Raw genomic sequence first — 15,026 nt, 5'->3', positions numbered from 1 at the left:
CCCGGTCTGGTGGACGCTGTCGTCGTGTGTGATCGATCACACGCGGCGGCATCCGGCCACCCACGCTCCGTGACCGAAGACCCCCGCCGAATGCCCGGAAAATGAGGGTTTCCGGGGGTCTTGATCACGGGAAGTACAGGAGATGGCGCCGCCACGAGCGGCCTGCGGACCGTGTACGGTCCCGTTCGCCACCCGATCCGATCACCTCTTCAGGTGTGCGGTTGGGTGTCGATTGAGTAACAGACCTTGATGTGAGGCAAAATCTCCGCCTCGGGTCGGGCACAAGTCCGGCTCCTCACGCGTTACGTGCGCTGGAGACACCGCAGACACCCAGAGGGGGAGAGCGACATGGCAACGGATTACGACACCCCACGCAAGACCGACGATGACGTCAACGAGGACAGCATCGAGGAACTGAAGTCCCGGCGGAACGACAAGTCGGCGTCGGCCGTCGACGTCGACGAGTTCGAGGCCGTCGAGGGCCTGGAGCTCCCCGGCGCGGACCTCTCCAACGAGGAGCTGTCCGTGCGCGTCCTGCCCCGGCAGGCGGACGAGTTCACGTGCATGAGCTGCTTCCTCGTGCACCACCGCAGCCAGCTGGCCGGTGAGAAGAACGGCCAGCCGATCTGCCGCGACTGCGAGTGAGGCGCGGGTCTGCGATGGCAGGCTCGGAACCGTTCCGGAAGCGGCGCGCACGACGCATCCGGGCCCTGGGGCCGGCGGGGGACGGCACGGGGCCGGGGGAGGGTGTACTGGACGGCGCGGCCGGCACGACCGCCGAGCGGGGCCCCGCGGCCTCGCTCGCCGCTGGGGTCGGCCGCGGCGTCGAGGATCCGTCCGGAGAGGGGCCGTCCGCGGAGGGTCCGCCCGGGGCGGAGACGCACGGCAGGGCCCGGCGGTGGGGCCGCAGCGCGCGTGCGGGGCTGAGCGCCGTCACGGACCGGATCGTCGCCAACGCGCCGCGGATCCCGGTGCGGGACCTCGCGACCCTGCGGGCCCAGTTCCCGGGCCTCGGCCCGGAGGAGATCGCCGACAAGCTGGTGGCCGGTGCCGCGAACGGCACGTCCACCGTGGGGGCCGGCATCGGGGCCGCGGCGATGCTGCCGGTGCCCCCGGCCATGCCGGCGGAGCTCGCCGCCGAGATCGTCGGCGTCGCCGCCGTCGAGTTCAAACTGATCGCCGAGCTGCACGAGGTCTACGGCCTCCGGGCGCCCGGCACCCGGCGCCAGCGGGCGATGGCCTACCTCGCCGCCTGGGCCGACGAGCGCGGGGTCGACGTCACCTCGCCCAAGACCGTCAACATGGCGCTGGGCGGACAGCTGCGGCGCGAGCTGCGCCAGCAGGTCCTCAAGCGCACCTTCCGCAACCTCCCCAACCTGACCCCGTTCATGATCGGCGCCACCGTGGGCGCGGTGATGAACCGCAGGGACACCCGCAAGCTGGCCGCCAAGGTCCGCGCCGACCTGCGCCGCCGCCAGGTGCCCTGGGAGCAGCTCCCCGAGGACGGCCCCGGCCCCCGGGGCCTCAGCTCCTGACGCCCCGGGCCGCGGCCAGGGCCGCCGCCAGCCGCTCGGGGGAGCGGGTGGAGAGGTAGACGTACGGCGTCGGGTCGTCCGGGTCGGTGACCTCGACGCGCACGGCCGTGGGCACGTAGCCGCGCAGCAGCATGAACGCCCGGGTGTCGGCCTTGTGCGTGCGCCAGGCACGCGCCTCCTCGGCGTCCAGCACCTCGGCCTCGCCCAGCGCCTCGACCGGGATCCGGGCGTCCCCCGCGACCAGGGCGCCGCCCACCACCCGGATCCGCGCGGAGCCGTAGGAGCTCACGGCGATCGCGGCCAGGGCCGTCGCGCCGGCGAACCCGACGAGCGTCGGCACCGGGCCCAGCGGCAGCAGGATCAGGGCCATCGCGATCCCCGCGAGCACCGCGACGACCCACCAGGATCGGGGTGCGGTCAGGCGTTCTTCGTAAGGCTGCATGAGCCCAAGCTTGGCACGGACGGGACCGGGTGCCGCTCGCGCGGGTAAGGTCAGCCCCTGTGAGTGGACGAACGACAGCGCTGACACCGCCGGCCGACGCCCGGCCGCCGGTGCGGCACCCCGAGGCCCCCGCGCCGGGCGAGGTCATCGGGGCGCACTACGACAACTGCTTCGGCTGCGGCGGCGGTGTCCCGCACGGTCTGCACCTGGAGGTGCGGGCCGGCGAGGGCGTGCGCGTGACGGCCGAGTTCCGGGTCAGGGAGGCCCACCAGGGAGCCCCCGGCCTGGCGCACGGCGGGGTGCTGGCGACGGCGCTGGACGAGACGCTGGGGTCGCTGAACTGGCTGACCCGCGTCATCGCGGTGACCGGCCGGCTGGAGACGGACTTCGTGCTGCCCGTCCCCGTGGACACCGTGCTGCACCTGGACGCCGAGATCACCGCCGTGCACGGCCGCAAGATCTACTGCACGGCCACCGGCCGGATCGGCGGCCCCGAGGGGCCGGTCGCGGTCCGCGCCGACGCGGTGTTCATCGAGGTCAAGATGGAGCACTTCGTCAAGAACGGCCGTCCCGCCGAGATCAGCGCGGCGCTTTCCGACCCCGACCAGCTGAAGGTCGTGCGAGCCTTCGAGGTGAACCCCTGATGCGTCAGCCCGTCGACGTCCTGATCCACCGGATCGATCCCGGCGTACCGCTCCCCTCCTACGCGCACCCCGGCGACGCCGGCTGCGACCTGGTGACCACGGAGCCGGCCGTCCTCGCCCCCGGGGAGCGGGCCGTGCTGCCCACCGGGGTGTCGATCGCGCTCCCCGATGGGTATGCGGCCTTCGTGCACCCGCGTTCCGGTCTCGCCGCCCGCTGCGGGGTCTCCATGGTGAATGCCCCGGGGACCATCGATGCCGGGTACCGTGGAGAGATCAAGGTGATTGTGGTCAATCTGGACCCGCGCGAGAGCGTGCGGTTCGAGCGGTTCGACCGCGTCGCCCAATTGGTTGTCCAGCAGGTCGAGAAGGTCCGCTTCCACGAGGTGGCGGAGCTTCCCGGCTCGGCGCGGGGCGAAGGGGGCTTCGGGTCCACCGGGGGCCACGACGCCGTGGGGCATGGATTCGCTTCGGTCGCCTCTGACCGGGAAGGACAGTGACGTGTTCGGTCGTCGCCGCAAGCGCAGCGAGGACGCCGTCGAACGGATCGACGACGTGACCTCCGAGCAGACCGCGGAGGACTCCCTCGCCGACGAGGGCGAGGAGGACGCCGAGGAGCACCGGGTGCGCCTCGAGCCCGAGCCTCGTCCGGACGGGCCGTGGGACGTCTCCGAGGTGCACGCACCCGCCGAGGGCCGCGTCGACCTGGGCGGGCTCTACGTGCCCGGGGTCGACGGCATGGAGCTGCGCGTCGAGGTCGCGGGGGACGCCATCGTCGCCGCGACCGTGGTGCTGCGCGACAGCGCCGTGCAGCTGCAGGCCTTCGCCGCCCCCAAGCGGGAGGGCATCTGGCACGAGGTGCGTGACGAGATCGCCGCCGGCATCACCCAGCAGGGCGGTGTCGTCGACGAGGTGCAGGGCCCGCTGGGCTGGGAGCTGCGGGCGCAGGTGCCCGTCGCCCTGCCCGACGGGACGAACGGCGTGCAGCTCGTGCGTTTCGTGGGCTGTGACGGCCCGCGTTGGTTCCTGCGCGGGGTGATCTCGGGCCAGGGCGCCGTGCAGCCGCAGACCGCGGGCCTGCTGGAGCAGGTCTTCCGGGACACCGTCGTCGTGCGCGGCGAGTCCCCGATGGCGCCCCGCGACCCGATCGTCCTCAAGCTCCCCGACGACGCCCAGATGGTCGCCGAGGGCCTCCAGGAGGAGGGCCAGTCGCGCTTCGCGGGCGGCGTGGAGCGCCTCCAGCGCGGACCGGAGATCTCCGAGGTCCGCTGACCGCTCAGGAGCGGTCACACCCGCTCCGAGCGGCACCGACACCGGTCGCAGACGGCCGGATTGCATCCTTCCGCCGGGCCGGAACCCCTTGCCGGGGTTCCGGCCCGGCGGCGTTTTCGCAGGTCCGGACCGCCCCCGTATGAATCTCGTCAAGGGGGCGCTAATGGCCGTAAGGGAGGCGTCAACGAACGCTGTACCGGTCGGTAAGGGAGGTTTCCTCTAGAGGTCCGTTCATGTCCGAACTCTCTAGGAGCACACGATGGCCGACGTGGCCTTCGTCGTCACCTGTGCCGCGGTCTTCGCGCTGGTGGCTCTCGTCGCCAAGGGGGTGGCGAAGCTGTGAGCACCGAGAACGTCGTCGGCCTGGTCGTGGCCGTCGCCCTCCTGGGCTACCTGGTCCTCGCCCTCGTCTTCCCGGAGAGGTTCTGAGCACCCACATGAGCCCCGTCCTCTCCGGAGTCCTCCAGCTCACCGCGCTCGTCGCGGCGCTGGCGCTGGTCTACCGCCCGCTCGGCGACTACATGGCCCGCGTCTACAGCTCCGAGAAGCACCTGCGCGCCGAGAAGCTGATCTACCGCCTCATCGGCGCGGACCCGTCCGCGGGGATGCGCTGGCCCGCCTATCTGCGCGGCGTCCTCGCCTTCTCCCTCGCGAGCGTCCTCTTCCTCTACCTGCTCCAGCGGATCCAGGGCGTGCTGCCGCACTCCCTCTCGCTGGGCTTCACGGCGATCAGCCCGGACCAGGCGTTCAACACCGCCGCCTCCTTCGTCGCCAACACCAACTGGCAGTCGTACTCGGGCGAGCAGGCCATGGGCCACGCCGTCCAGACGCTGGGCCTGGCGGTGCAGAACTTCGTCTCCGCCGCCGTCGGCATGGCCGTGGCCATCGCCCTCGTCCGCGGCTTCGCCCGGTCCCGCACCGGCGAACTGGGCAACTTCTGGGCCGACCTGGTGCGCGGCACCGTCCGGATCCTCATCCCGATCTCGGTCGTCGGCGCGCTGGTCCTGGTCGCCTGCGGCGCGATCCAGAACTTCGCGGGCATCCACGGGATCGGGCAGCTCACCGGCGGCACCCAGCAGGTCAACGGCGGCGCCGTGGCCTCGCAGGAGGTCATCAAGGAGCTGGGCACCAACGGCGGCGGCTACTTCAACGCCAACTCGGCCCACCCCTTCGAGAACCCGAACGCCTTCACCAACCTCTTCGAGGCGTTCCTGATCCTCGTCATCCCCTTCGCGCTGACCCGCACGTTCGGCAAGCTCGTCGGCAACGTCAAGCAGGGCTACGCGATCCTGGCCACGATGGGCGTGATCTGGCTCGGCTTCACCGCGCTGATGATGTGGACCGAGTACGCGCACCACGGCCCGGCGCTCCAGGCGGCCGGCGGCGCGATGGAGGGCAAGGAGCAGCGCTTCGGCGTCGGCGCCTCGGCGATCTTCGCGACCACGACGACGCTCACCTCCACCGGCGCGGTGGACTCCTTCCACTCGTCCTTCACCGGACTGGGCGGCGGCATCACCCTGCTGAGCATGATGCTCGGCGAGATCGCGCCCGGCGGCGTCGGTTCCGGCCTGTACGGCATGCTCGTGATGGCGATCATCGCGGTGTTCATCGCGGGCCTGATGGTGGGCCGGACGCCCGAGTACCTCGGCAAGAAGATCGGCACCCGTGAGATCAAGCTCGCCGCCTGCTACATCCTCATCACGCCGACCCTGGTGCTGGGCTTCACCGCCCTGTCCATGGCGCTGTCGTCCCCGCCGGACTCGATCCTCAACACCGCGGGCAACTCGGCGCACGGCAGCGGCGCGCACGGCTTCTCCGAGGTCCTGTACGCCTTCACCTCGGGTGCCAACAACAACGGCTCGGCCTTCGCGGGCCTGAACGCCAACACCCCCTGGTACAACACCACGATCGGCCTCGCGATGCTGCTCGGCCGCTTCCTGCCGATGGTGTTCGTCCTGGCGCTGGCCGGCTCGCTGGCGGAGCAGAAGCCCGTCCCCGAGACCGCCGGCACCCTGCGCACCGAGAAGCCGCTGTTCGCCGGGCTGCTCGTGGGCGCGATCCTCATCATCACCGGCCTCACCTACTTCCCGGCCCTGGCCCTTGGCCCGATGGCGGAGGGACTTTCATGAGCACGACCACCCCTGCCCGTACCGCCCCCGAGGGCACCGAGGAGGAGCGTCCGCACGGCGGCGGGGAGCAAGGCCGCGTCTCCGGCGGCCTGTTCGACCCCGCGCAGCTGGTGAAGTCGCTGCCCGACGCGTTCCGCAAGCTCGACCCCCGGGTGATGGTCAAGTCCCCGGTGATGTTCGTGGTCGAGATCGGCTCGGTGGTCACCACCGTCCTCGCGCTGAAGGACCCGGGCGACTGGTTCGGCTGGACGATCACCGTCTGGCTCTGGCTGACCGTCCTCTTCGCCAACCTCGCGGAGGCCGTCGCCGAGGGCCGCGGCAAGGCCCAGGCCGACACCCTGCGCAAGGCCAAGACCGACACCGTCGCGCGCCGGCTGACCGGCGACGGCGGCGAGGAGTCGGTGCCCGGCACCGCACTGCGCGTCGGCGACCTGGTCGTCTGCGAGGCGGGCGACGTGATCCCGGGCGACGGCGACGTGGTCGAGGGCGTGGCGAGCGTCGACGAGTCGGCGATCACCGGTGAATCCGCCCCGGTCATCCGGGAGTCGGGCGGCGACCGCTCGGCCGTCACCGGCGGCACCAAGGTCCTCTCCGACCGCATCGTCATCAAGATCACGACAAAGCCGGGCGAGACCTTCATCGACCGGATGATCAACCTGGTCGAGGGCGCGGCCCGGCAGAAGACGCCCAACGAGATCGCCCTCAACATCCTGCTGGCGTCGCTGACCATCGTCTTCCTGCTGGCGGTCGTCACCCTCCAGCCGTTCGCGATCTACGCGGGCGCCGAGCAGACGATGATCGTGCTCGCGGCGCTGCTGGTCTGCCTCATCCCGACCACCATCGGCGCGCTGCTGTCCGCGATCGGCATCGCGGGCATGGACCGGCTCGTCCAGCGCAACGTCCTGGCGATGTCCGGCCGCGCGGTCGAGGCCGCCGGTGACGTCTCGACGCTGCTGCTCGACAAGACCGGCACCATCACCTACGGCAACCGCCAGGCCGCCGAGTTCGTCCCCGTCAGGGGCACGATGGCGGCCGAGGTCGCCGACGCGGCGCAGCTCTCGTCGCTCGCGGACGAGACGCCCGAGGGCCGCTCGATCGTCGTCCTCGCCAAGGAGAAGTACGGCCTGCGGGAGCGCCACGAGGGCGAGCTCGTCGGCGCCGAGTGGATCCCCTTCACCGCCCAGACGCGCATGTCCGGCGTGGACGTCGAGGGCCGCAAGGTCCGCAAGGGCGCGACCGGTTCGGTCGTCGCCTGGGTCGAGGAGCGGGGCGGCTCGGTCGCCGACGACGCCCGCGGGCTCACCGACGACATCTCCCAGGCCGGCGGCACCCCGCTGCTGGTCGCCGTGGAGGACGACAAGGGCGCGCGCGTCCTCGGCGTCATCCACCTCAAGGACGTCGTCAAGGAGGGCATGCGGGAGCGCTTCGACGAACTGCGCGCCATGGGCATCAAGACCGTCATGATCACGGGTGACAACCCGCTGACGGCGCGGGCCATCGCGGAGGAGGCGGGCGTGGACGACTTCCTGGCGGAGGCCACGCCCGAGGACAAGATGGCGCTCATCAAGCGCGAGCAGGCCGGCGGCAAGCTCGTGGCGATGACCGGCGACGGCACCAACGACGCGCCGGCCCTGGCCCAGGCCGACGTGGGCGTGGCGATGAACACCGGCACCTCGGCCGCCAAGGAGGCCGGGAACATGGTGGACCTCGACTCCAACCCCACCAAGCTCATCGAGATCGTCGAGATCGGCAAGCAACTCCTGATCACCCGGGGCGCGTTGACGACCTTCTCCATCGCCAACGACGTCGCCAAATACTTCGCGATCATCCCCGCGATGTTCGCCGTGGCCTACCCCGGCCTCGACAAGCTCAACATCATGAGCCTGCACTCGCCGCAGTCGGCGATCCTGTCGGCCGTCATCTTCAACGCGCTGATCATCGTGGCCCTGGTGCCGCTCGCCCTCAAGGGCGTCCGCTACCGGCCGATGAGCGCGGACGCGATGCTCCGCCGCAACCTCTTGATCTACGGACTGGGCGGCCTGGTCTCCCCGTTCATCGGCATCAAGATCATCGACCTGCTCCTGACCCTCATCCCTGGCATCGGGTGACGACATGAACCTCTCCGTACGCAACGCGGCCCGGCTGGCGGGGGCGGGGCTCCGCGCCCTGCTCGTCCTCACCGTCGTCTGCGGCGTGATCTACCCGCTCGTCGTCACGGGCCTGGCCCAACTGGCCTTCCACGACAAGGCGAACGGTTCCGAGCTGACGGTGGACGGCAAGTCCGTCGGCTCGGAGCTGCTCGGCCAGAGCTACACCCTCGACAAGAAGGACAAGGACGGCAACCCGCTGCCCGACCCGAAGTTCTTCCAGCCGCGCCCCTCGGCGGCCGGGCCCAACACCGAGAACACCCAGTACAAGCTGCTGGTCTCGGGCGCCTCCAACCTGGCCGCCGACAGCAAGGTCCTGCTCGACAGCGTCCGGCAGCGCCGCTCGGACGTCGCCGCCTTCAACGGCGTGGCCCCCTCCTCGGTGCCGGTGGACGCCCTCACCGCCTCCGCGTCCGGCGTCGACCCGGACATCTCCCCGGCGTACGCCCGGCTCCAGACCGAGCGGGTGGCCAAGGCCAACCACCTGCCCGTGGACAAGGTCGAGCGGCTCGTGAAGGACCACACCGACGGGCGGCTGCTGGGCTTCATGGGCGAGGAGCACGTCAACGTGCTCAAGCTGAACATCGCGCTCAAGGAGCTCGCCCGGGGCTGACCCCCGGGAGGCTCGCAGGGCCCCTCCCCCCGCCGGGCGACCGGTGCCGGTGAGGGGCCACGTTCCGCTGTACTTGTACGCGACGTGCTCCACCGGACCGAAGGGGTACGCGCAGAGGGCGGCCGGCGCGCGTTCGCGACGCCGAGGCCCAAGGCCGGACTCCTCGCGGTGTGCCGCGCCCTGCTCGCGGACCATCCGGAACTCGGCGGTGACGACGGGGTGCTGCGGCAGGTCTCGCTGCTGCCGGACATCACCGTGCCGCAGGCCTGAGGACGCGCCGGTGGCGCCCTCCCTCGCGGAGGGAGCCACCGGCCGGCGACCTTACCCGGCCAGCGCGATCAGGCCGTTGACGAGGATCGGGGCGCCGCTGTCGGTGACCACGTCCTTGTCGCCCGGCGGCACGGTGAAGTCCACCTTTCCCGGCTCGAAGACGAGGCACATGCTCGACCCGCCGTAGCTGAAGCGGCCGATCTCGTCGCCCCGCGTGACCGTCCGGCCCACCTCGACCCCGATGCCGACGGAGGAGACCTCGGTGATGCCGACGGGGACGACACAGACCCGTCCGATGTCCGGTGCGGTGCTCCTGATGACCACGATGCCCCGGGTGTTGACGTTCGCCTGGTAGCCCTGGGAGAGCGTGCCGGCGGACCGGTCCACCGCCTGCGGGTCGTACAGCTCGCTGAACATCAGGCCCGGCACCCTCTCGACGTACTCCACGACGCCGTCGACGGGCGCGTGCCACCGGTGGTAATCGGCGCCGGAGAGGTACGACTGGAGGACGTCGCCGCCCACGAACCGGGAGATCTTCGGGTATTGCCCGAGCATCATCCGGAGCGAGTAGGGCTGCGCCTTGATGGTGATGTCCGGGACGTCCTACCGGACATCGGGATAGACCCGCACCACCTGTCCGTCATTGGCCGAGACGACGGCGCGCGGTTCGTACCGGGCGGCGTTGGGCCGGCATTCCGGTTTGACCGGGCGGTGGAAGAAGGAGTTGAACGAGTCGAATCCGCCGTAGGGCCGGCCGAGGTCGACCTGGAATTCGTAGAGCCGGTTGCGGTCGTAGGCGGCCGGACACAGCCAGCCGCCGGGGGTCCGGTACAGGACGTCGCGGCTTTCCGGGCTGTCCAGGAAGGTGCACCACGCGGTGAGAACGACCCGCAGGGCGTCGTTGAACTTGGCCTCGCGGAAGAGTTCCCAGCCCGATTCCGTCGCCATCATGTAGACGAACAGGGCCGACATCGGAAAGGCGACATGGGAATTCGGGTCCGCGCTGAACCCCGGCGCGTGGGTGACGATCTCGTCGAGGGAGTTCAGCACGTCCTCGATGCTCGCCGGCCCGGTGGGGTTCAGCGCCAGCGCCTCCTGGACGGTCTCGTTCACCAGGTCCTGGAGCGCCTTGTCCGCCGTGAGCAGATCGGCCAGCTCCTGCACCGGTTCGACGTGGCCCGCCGTCCGTGCCCTGGCCCGGCGCAGCAGCTCCGTCTGCCAGGCGTTCACGGCCTTGCGGCTCGGCGGGAGATAACCGGCCGCGCGGCCGTACGAGTTCTGGTAGCGCGCCTCGATCTCCGCCTCGGTGATGGGCTTGGCCATGGTGCGTTCCTTCCGTCCGATCGCCTCGTCGTACGGGAACGAAAATCGACCGTATCCCCGCTCCGGACCGCCTGCACCAGGTGCTTTTCGGCCGCTCCCCGGCCCGTTGGGCCATGCCGTTCACCAGCGGCCGGGAGTTCGAAGGGAATTGGCCGTGATCACCTGGCCGGATCCGGGGTCTGGCGCGCCGCGTAACGAGCGGGCATGCTGAGGCCGCTCCTCGATGGCCGGGAAATCGCCGGGAAAGCGGCGGACGATCGACGGAAATCGGGGAATTCCCCGGATCCTGCGGGACGCCGACATCGTCGGCGTGCCGTGGAACGACCCGCACGGGCACCCGGACGACGGGCCCGCCGTCGTCGCCCGGTCGTGGACCGCGCGCCCGGCGTAGCGGATGCCCCGGGCAACCGGTCCCCGGGCGTACGCCCCTCCCGCCCGAAGGGGCGTACGCGCCGGCCGGGAAGCGCCCTCAGGCGTCAGAGCTGCGTCAATACCTGGTACGCGCCCACCCGCACGCCCGTTTTGTCCCGACAGTCCGCCGTAAAGTCGACTGCGCGGCAGTGCGGCGCTCAGGACGGAGAACCGCCCCGGTCACCGCCGCTTCTCCTGAAAGACAATGGGGCCATGGGACGCGGCAACCTCCGGATCTACCTCGGCGCGGCACCGGGCGTCGGCAAGACCTACGCCATGCTCGCCGAGGCGCACCGCCGTGCCGAGCGCGGCACCGACATCGTCGTGGGCTTCGTCGAGCACCACGGGCGCCCCCGGACGGAGGTCATGCTCCACGGGCTGGAGGTGGTGCCCCGCCGGGAGCTGGCCTACCGCGACAGCACGTTCACCGAGATGGACGTGGACGCGATCCTCGCCCGCCGCCCCAAGGTCGTCCTGGTGGACGAGCTGGCGCACACCAACGTCCCGGGCTCGCGCAACACCAAGCGCTGGCAGGACGTGGAGGAGCTGCTCCAGGCGGGCATCGACGTCATCTCCACCGTCAACATCCAGCACCTCGAGTCGCTCGGCGACGTCGTCGAGTCGATAACGGGGGTGCGGCAGCGCGAGACCGTCCCGGACGAGGTGGTGCGCCGGGCCGGCCAGATCGAGCTGGTCGACATGTCGCCGCAGGCCCTGCGCCGGCGCATGGCGCACGGCAACATCTACAAGCCCGACAAGGTCGACGCGGCGCTCTCCAACTACTTCCGGCCCGGCAACCTGACCGCGCTGCGCGAGCTGGCCCTGCTGTGGACCGCCGACCGGGTCGACGAGTACCTGCGGCAGTACCGCACCGACCACAGCGTCTCGACGATATGGAACGCCCGTGAGCGCATCGTCGTCGGCCTGACCGGCGGGCCCGAGGGCCGCACGCTGATCCGCCGGGCCGCGCGGATGGCCGCCAAGGGCTCCGGCAGCGAGATCCTGGCCGTCTACATCGCCCGCAGCGACGGGCTGACGTCCGCCTCGCCCAAGGAACTGGCGGTCCAGCGCACCCTGGTGGAGGACCTCGGCGGCACCTTCCACCACGTCATAGGCGACGACGTGCCGGCCTCGCTGCTGGAGTTCGCGCGCGGCGTCAACGCCACCCAGATCGTCCTCGGCTCCAGCCGCCGCAAGACCTGGCAGTACATCTTCGGCCCCGGCGTCGGCCAGACCGTCGCCCGCGACTCCGGTCCCGACCTCGACGTCCACATCGTCACCCACGACGAGGTCGCCAAGGGCCGGGGGCTGCCCGTCGCCCGGGGCGCCCGGCTCGGCCGGGGCCGCATCGTCGCCGGCTGGCTCGCCGGCGTCGGCGGCCCCGCGCTGCTCAGTCTCCTGCTGACGCACGTCGTACCGGACCTGGGACTGGCCAACGACATGCTCCTGTTCCTGTGCATGACGGTGGCCGCCGCGCTGCTCGGCGGTCTGCTGCCGGCCCTGGCGTCGGCGGCCTTCGGGTCGCTGCTGCTCAACTACTTCTTCGTCGAACCGGTCCACCGGCTGACGATCACCAATCCGAAGAACATCGTCGCCATCACGATCTTCGTGTTCGTCGCGGTGTCCGTGGCCTCCGTGGTGGACCTCGCCGCCCGCCGCACCCACCAGGCGGCGCGGCTGCGCGCCGAGTCCGAGATCCTCTCCTTCCTGGCCGGCAGCGTCCTGCGCGGCGACACCAGCCTGGAGACGCTGCTCGAACGCGTCCGCGAGACCTTCGCCATGGAGTCCGTGGCCCTGCTGGAGCGCGCCAGCGACGTCGATCCGTGGACCTGCGCCGCGAGCGTGGTCACCAGCACCGGCAAGCCGCTGCTGCGGCCCGAGGACGGCGATGTGGACATGCCCGTCGGCGACACCATGGCGCTCGTCCTCGCCGGGCGGGTGCTGCCCGCCGAGGACCGCCGGGTGCTCGCCGCCTTCGCCGCGCAGGCGGCCGTCGTCCTGGACCGGCAGCGGCTGGTCGGCGAGGCCGAGCGGGCCCGGCGGCTCGACGAGGGCAACCGCATCCGCACCGCCCTGCTGGCCGCCGTCAGCCACGACCTGCGCACCCCGCTCGCCGGGATCAAGGCCGCCGTCACCTCGCTGCGCTCGGACGACGTCGCCTGGTCCGAGGAGGACGAGGCGGAGCTGCTGGCCGGGATCGAGGACGGCGCCGACCGGCTCGACCACCTCGTCGGCAACCTGCTGGACATGTCCCGGCTCCAGACCGGCACGGTCACCCCGCTGATCCGGGAGATCGACCTCGACGAGGTGGTTCCCATGGCCCTCGGCGGCGTCCCCGAGGGCAGCGTGACCCTCGACATCCCCGAGTCCCTGCCCATGGTGGCCGTCGACCCGGGGCTGCTGGAGCGCAGCGTCGCCAACATCGTCGAGAACGCCGTCAAGTACAGCCCGCCGGACACCCCCGTGCACGTCGCGGCCAGCGCGCTGGGCGACCGGGTCGAGGTCCGGGTGGCCGACCGCGGCCCCGGCGTCCCCGACAGCGACAAGGACCGGATCTTCGAGCCCTTCCAGCGGTACGGCGACGCGCCGCGCGGGGCCGGGGTCGGGCTCGGCCTCGCCGTCGCCCGCGGCTTCGCCGAGGCCATGGGCGGCACCCTCGCCGCGGAGGACACCCCCGGTGGCGGCATGACCATGGTCCTCACGCTGCGGGTGGCGGCCGGCCGCGCGCCCGTCCGCCCCGACCTGCCGGCGCAGGTCACCACATGAGCCGGGCCTGTGGTGCCGGCCGGGGGGCCGGGGGCTGTCCCCCGGGACAACGCAGTCCCAGTCGATTTCCCGGGCCCCAGGGCGGGGTCCGCTCGAACAGCAGAGGTGGTTCCTCATGAACCGGGTGCTCGTGGTGGATGACGAGCCGCAGATCGTCCGCGCCCTTGTGATCAACCTCAAGGCCCGCAAGTACGAGGTGGACGCCGCACCCGACGGGGCCACCGCGCTCCAGCTCGCCGCCGCCCGCCACCCCGACGTGGTCATCCTCGACCTCGGCCTGCCGGACATGGACGGCGTCGAGGTCATCAAGGGCCTGCGCGGCTGGACCCGCGTCCCGATCCTCGTCCTGTCCGCCCGGCAGACCTCCGACGAGAAGGTCGAGGCGCTGGACGCGGGCGCGGACGACTACGTCACCAAGCCGTTCGGCATGGACGAGCTGCTGGCCCGGCTGCGCGCCGCGGTCCGCCGGGCCGAGCCGACGGGCCCGTCGGCCGCGGGGGACGACGCGATCGTCGAGACGGAGGTCTTCACCGTCGACCTGGCGGCGAAGAAGGTCAACCGGGGCGGCAAGGACGTCCGCCTCACGCCGACGGAGTGGCACCTGCTGGAGGTGCTCGTGCGCAACACGGGCCGCCTGGTGAGCCAGAAGCAGCTCCTCCAGGAGGTCTGGGGCCCCTCCTACGGCACCGAGACCAACTACCTCCGCGTCTACATGGCCCAGCTCCGCCGCAAACTCGAACGCGACCCGTCGCACCCGAAGCACTTCATCACCGAGCCGGGGATGGGGTACCGCTTCGAGCTGTGAGGCGGGGGCGCGGGGTTGTGGCCGGGGGTCCGGGGGTCGTCCCCGGGGGATGGGGTATCACCGAGCCGGGGATGGGGTACCGCTTCGAGCTGTGAGGCGGGGGCGCGGGGTTGTGGCCGGGGGTCCGGGGGTCGTCCCCGGGGGATGGGGTATCACCGAGCCGGGGATGGGGTACCGCTTCGAGCTGTGAGGCGGGGGCCCGGTGGGCTACCGCTCCGGGGCGTGAAGCGGGGCCGGTGGGCCCCCACGTCCCCGGTACGCTGGATTCATGAGTGCCGTATCGCGTCCTGAGAAGCCGGCCGGCCGGTTCCGCCGCATGCTCGACCGGCTGTCCTCCTCGCAGGAGGAGCTGCACCACGCCGAGCTGCAGCAGGACACGGCGGCGGTGGGCGGCTGCACCCGGATCTGCGACTGCGACGACCGGCAGATCGTCAAGGTCACCGGCACGCTGCGGACCGTCACCCTGCGCCCGCGCGCCGGCGTGCCCGCGCTGGAGGCCGAGCTCTTCGACGGGTCCGCCGCGCTCGACGTCGTCTGGCTCGGGCGCCGTTCCATAGCCGGGATCGAGCCGGGCCGTAAGCTGATCGCCTCCGGCCGGATCTCCATGAGCCGCGGCCGGAGGGTGCTGTTCAACCCCCGATACGAACTCCGACCGCTCGGACAGGAGTAGCC

17 protein-coding genes are annotated in these 15,026 nt (G+C 71.5%); 14 read left to right on the top strand and 3 right to left on the bottom strand.

Translation table 11 applies throughout. From position 1 onward, the window contains the following. Nucleotides 1–348 precede the first annotated feature (348 nt). Together AC230_RS17015 and AC230_RS17010 are read left to right on the top strand one after the other, a co-directional pair. The gene (locus AC230_RS17015) at nt 349–645 is read left to right on the top strand and encodes a DUF4193 domain-containing protein (protein ID WP_004949312.1); all 297 of its coding nucleotides are present in this window, start codon (nt 349–351) and stop codon (nt 643–645) included. Nucleotides 646–659: 14 nt separating this feature from the next. Next, nucleotides 660–1,535: a hypothetical protein gene (locus tag AC230_RS17010; RefSeq protein ID WP_049717117.1), complete on the top strand. Its 876-nt coding sequence runs from the start codon at nt 660–662 to the stop codon at nt 1,533–1,535. On the opposite strand, the gene AC230_RS17005 is transcribed toward AC230_RS17010, so the two are convergent. Continuing rightward, complete coding sequence (locus AC230_RS17005; RefSeq protein WP_049717116.1) at nt 1,525–1,977, bottom strand: DUF3093 domain-containing protein; 453 nt, start codon at nt 1,975–1,977, stop codon at nt 1,525–1,527. The genes AC230_RS17010 and AC230_RS17005 overlap by 11 nt on opposite strands. Nucleotides 1,978–2,036: 59 nt before the next feature. Here AC230_RS17005 and AC230_RS17000 point away from each other — a divergent pair, with 59 nt between their 5' ends. The 8 genes from AC230_RS17000 to AC230_RS16965 all read left to right on the top strand — a co-directional run bounded on the left by AC230_RS17000 (nt 2,037) and on the right by AC230_RS16965 (nt 9,049). Continuing rightward, nucleotides 2,037–2,621 (top strand): PaaI family thioesterase, encoded by a 585-nt coding sequence (locus AC230_RS17000; RefSeq protein WP_078871326.1) that lies wholly within the window; start codon nt 2,037–2,039, stop codon nt 2,619–2,621. Further along, complete coding sequence (gene dut / locus AC230_RS16995) at nt 2,621–3,118, top strand: dUTP diphosphatase (RefSeq protein ID WP_049717114.1); 498 nt, start codon at nt 2,621–2,623, stop codon at nt 3,116–3,118. Before AC230_RS17000 ends, dut begins: the two co-directional genes overlap by 1 nt. A gap of 1 nt (nt 3,119) precedes the next feature. Further along, nucleotides 3,120–3,890 (top strand): DUF3710 domain-containing protein, encoded by a 771-nt coding sequence (locus AC230_RS16990; protein ID WP_049717113.1) that lies wholly within the window; start codon nt 3,120–3,122, stop codon nt 3,888–3,890. A 339-nt stretch (nt 3,891–4,229) separates the two neighbouring features. Beyond that, complete coding sequence (gene kdpF / locus AC230_RS31205) at nt 4,230–4,319, top strand: K(+)-transporting ATPase subunit F (protein WP_049717112.1); 90 nt, start codon at nt 4,230–4,232, stop codon at nt 4,317–4,319. Between the two features lie 8 nt (nt 4,320–4,327). After that, nucleotides 4,328–6,019, top strand: coding sequence for a potassium-transporting ATPase subunit KdpA (kdpA, locus tag AC230_RS16980; RefSeq protein ID WP_049717111.1), 1,692 nt, complete (start codon nt 4,328–4,330; stop codon nt 6,017–6,019). Then, nucleotides 6,016–8,127 (top strand): potassium-transporting ATPase subunit KdpB, encoded by a 2,112-nt coding sequence (kdpB, locus tag AC230_RS16975; protein ID WP_049717110.1) that lies wholly within the window; start codon nt 6,016–6,018, stop codon nt 8,125–8,127. Before kdpA ends, kdpB begins: the two co-directional genes overlap by 4 nt. A gap of 4 nt (nt 8,128–8,131) precedes the next feature. Further along, on the top strand, nt 8,132–8,779 hold the full coding sequence (kdpC, locus tag AC230_RS16970; protein WP_049717109.1) for a potassium-transporting ATPase subunit KdpC: 648 nt from the start codon (nt 8,132–8,134) through the stop codon (nt 8,777–8,779). Between the two features lie 84 nt (nt 8,780–8,863). Continuing rightward, nucleotides 8,864–9,049 (top strand): hypothetical protein, encoded by a 186-nt coding sequence (locus AC230_RS16965; protein ID WP_049717108.1) that lies wholly within the window; start codon nt 8,864–8,866, stop codon nt 9,047–9,049. A 51-nt stretch (nt 9,050–9,100) separates the two neighbouring features. On the opposite strand, the gene AC230_RS16960 is transcribed toward AC230_RS16965, so the two are convergent. Together AC230_RS16960 and AC230_RS16955 are read right to left on the bottom strand one after the other, a co-directional pair. Further along, nucleotides 9,101–9,634, bottom strand: a complete 534-nt coding sequence (locus tag AC230_RS16960; RefSeq protein ID WP_277816912.1) for a phosphatidylserine decarboxylase — start codon at nt 9,632–9,634, stop codon at nt 9,101–9,103. An 18-nt stretch (nt 9,635–9,652) separates the two neighbouring features. Further along, the gene (locus AC230_RS16955) at nt 9,653–10,372 is read right to left on the bottom strand and encodes a phophatidylserine decarboxylase associated domain-containing protein (RefSeq protein WP_049717106.1); all 720 of its coding nucleotides are present in this window, start codon (nt 10,370–10,372) and stop codon (nt 9,653–9,655) included. Between the two features lie 223 nt (nt 10,373–10,595). Between AC230_RS16955 and AC230_RS32610 the strand changes: the two genes are divergently transcribed. From AC230_RS32610 to AC230_RS16940, 4 genes are all read left to right on the top strand, one after another. Continuing rightward, entirely contained in the window at nt 10,596–10,763 is a 168-nt protein-coding gene (locus AC230_RS32610) for a hypothetical protein (RefSeq protein ID WP_157868591.1), read from the top strand. A 233-nt stretch (nt 10,764–10,996) separates the two neighbouring features. Next, on the top strand, nt 10,997–13,549 hold the full coding sequence (locus AC230_RS16950) for a sensor histidine kinase (RefSeq protein WP_049717105.1): 2,553 nt from the start codon (nt 10,997–10,999) through the stop codon (nt 13,547–13,549). Between the two features lie 115 nt (nt 13,550–13,664). Next, complete coding sequence (locus tag AC230_RS16945) at nt 13,665–14,354, top strand: response regulator (RefSeq protein ID WP_049717104.1); 690 nt, start codon at nt 13,665–13,667, stop codon at nt 14,352–14,354. A gap of 268 nt (nt 14,355–14,622) precedes the next feature. After that, the gene (locus tag AC230_RS16940) at nt 14,623–15,024 is read left to right on the top strand and encodes an OB-fold nucleic acid binding domain-containing protein (protein WP_078871325.1); all 402 of its coding nucleotides are present in this window, start codon (nt 14,623–14,625) and stop codon (nt 15,022–15,024) included. Nucleotides 15,025–15,026: the final 2 nt, after the last annotated feature.

This window comes from Streptomyces caatingaensis (assembly GCF_001187435.1).
GTDB classification, from domain to species: domain Bacteria; phylum Actinomycetota; class Actinomycetes; order Streptomycetales; family Streptomycetaceae; genus Streptomyces; species Streptomyces caatingaensis.
This window is presented reverse-complemented; position numbering and strand designations above follow the sequence as displayed.

Coding starts and splice junctions, on each gene's coding strand:
- AC230_RS16950 (WP_049717105.1), top strand. CDS start 10,997: ATGGGACGCGGCAACCTCCGGATCTACCTCGGCGCGGCACCGGGCGTC.
- AC230_RS17005 (WP_049717116.1), bottom strand. CDS start 1,977: ATGCAGCCTTACGAAGAACGCCTGACCGCACCCCGATCCTGGTGGGTC.
- AC230_RS16945 (WP_049717104.1), top strand. CDS start 13,665: ATGAACCGGGTGCTCGTGGTGGATGACGAGCCGCAGATCGTCCGCGCC.
- kdpC (WP_049717109.1), top strand. CDS start 8,132: ATGAACCTCTCCGTACGCAACGCGGCCCGGCTGGCGGGGGCGGGGCTC.
- AC230_RS16940 (WP_078871325.1), top strand. CDS start 14,623: ATGAGTGCCGTATCGCGTCCTGAGAAGCCGGCCGGCCGGTTCCGCCGC.
- kdpB (WP_049717110.1), top strand. CDS start 6,016: ATGAGCACGACCACCCCTGCCCGTACCGCCCCCGAGGGCACCGAGGAG.
- AC230_RS17015 (WP_004949312.1), top strand. CDS start 349: ATGGCAACGGATTACGACACCCCACGCAAGACCGACGATGACGTCAAC.
- AC230_RS17010 (WP_049717117.1), top strand. CDS start 660: ATGGCAGGCTCGGAACCGTTCCGGAAGCGGCGCGCACGACGCATCCGG.
- AC230_RS32610 (WP_157868591.1), top strand. CDS start 10,596: ATGGCCGGGAAATCGCCGGGAAAGCGGCGGACGATCGACGGAAATCGG.
- dut (WP_049717114.1), top strand. CDS start 2,621: ATGCGTCAGCCCGTCGACGTCCTGATCCACCGGATCGATCCCGGCGTA.
- kdpA (WP_049717111.1), top strand. CDS start 4,328: ATGAGCCCCGTCCTCTCCGGAGTCCTCCAGCTCACCGCGCTCGTCGCG.
- AC230_RS16955 (WP_049717106.1), bottom strand. CDS start 10,372: ATGGCCAAGCCCATCACCGAGGCGGAGATCGAGGCGCGCTACCAGAAC.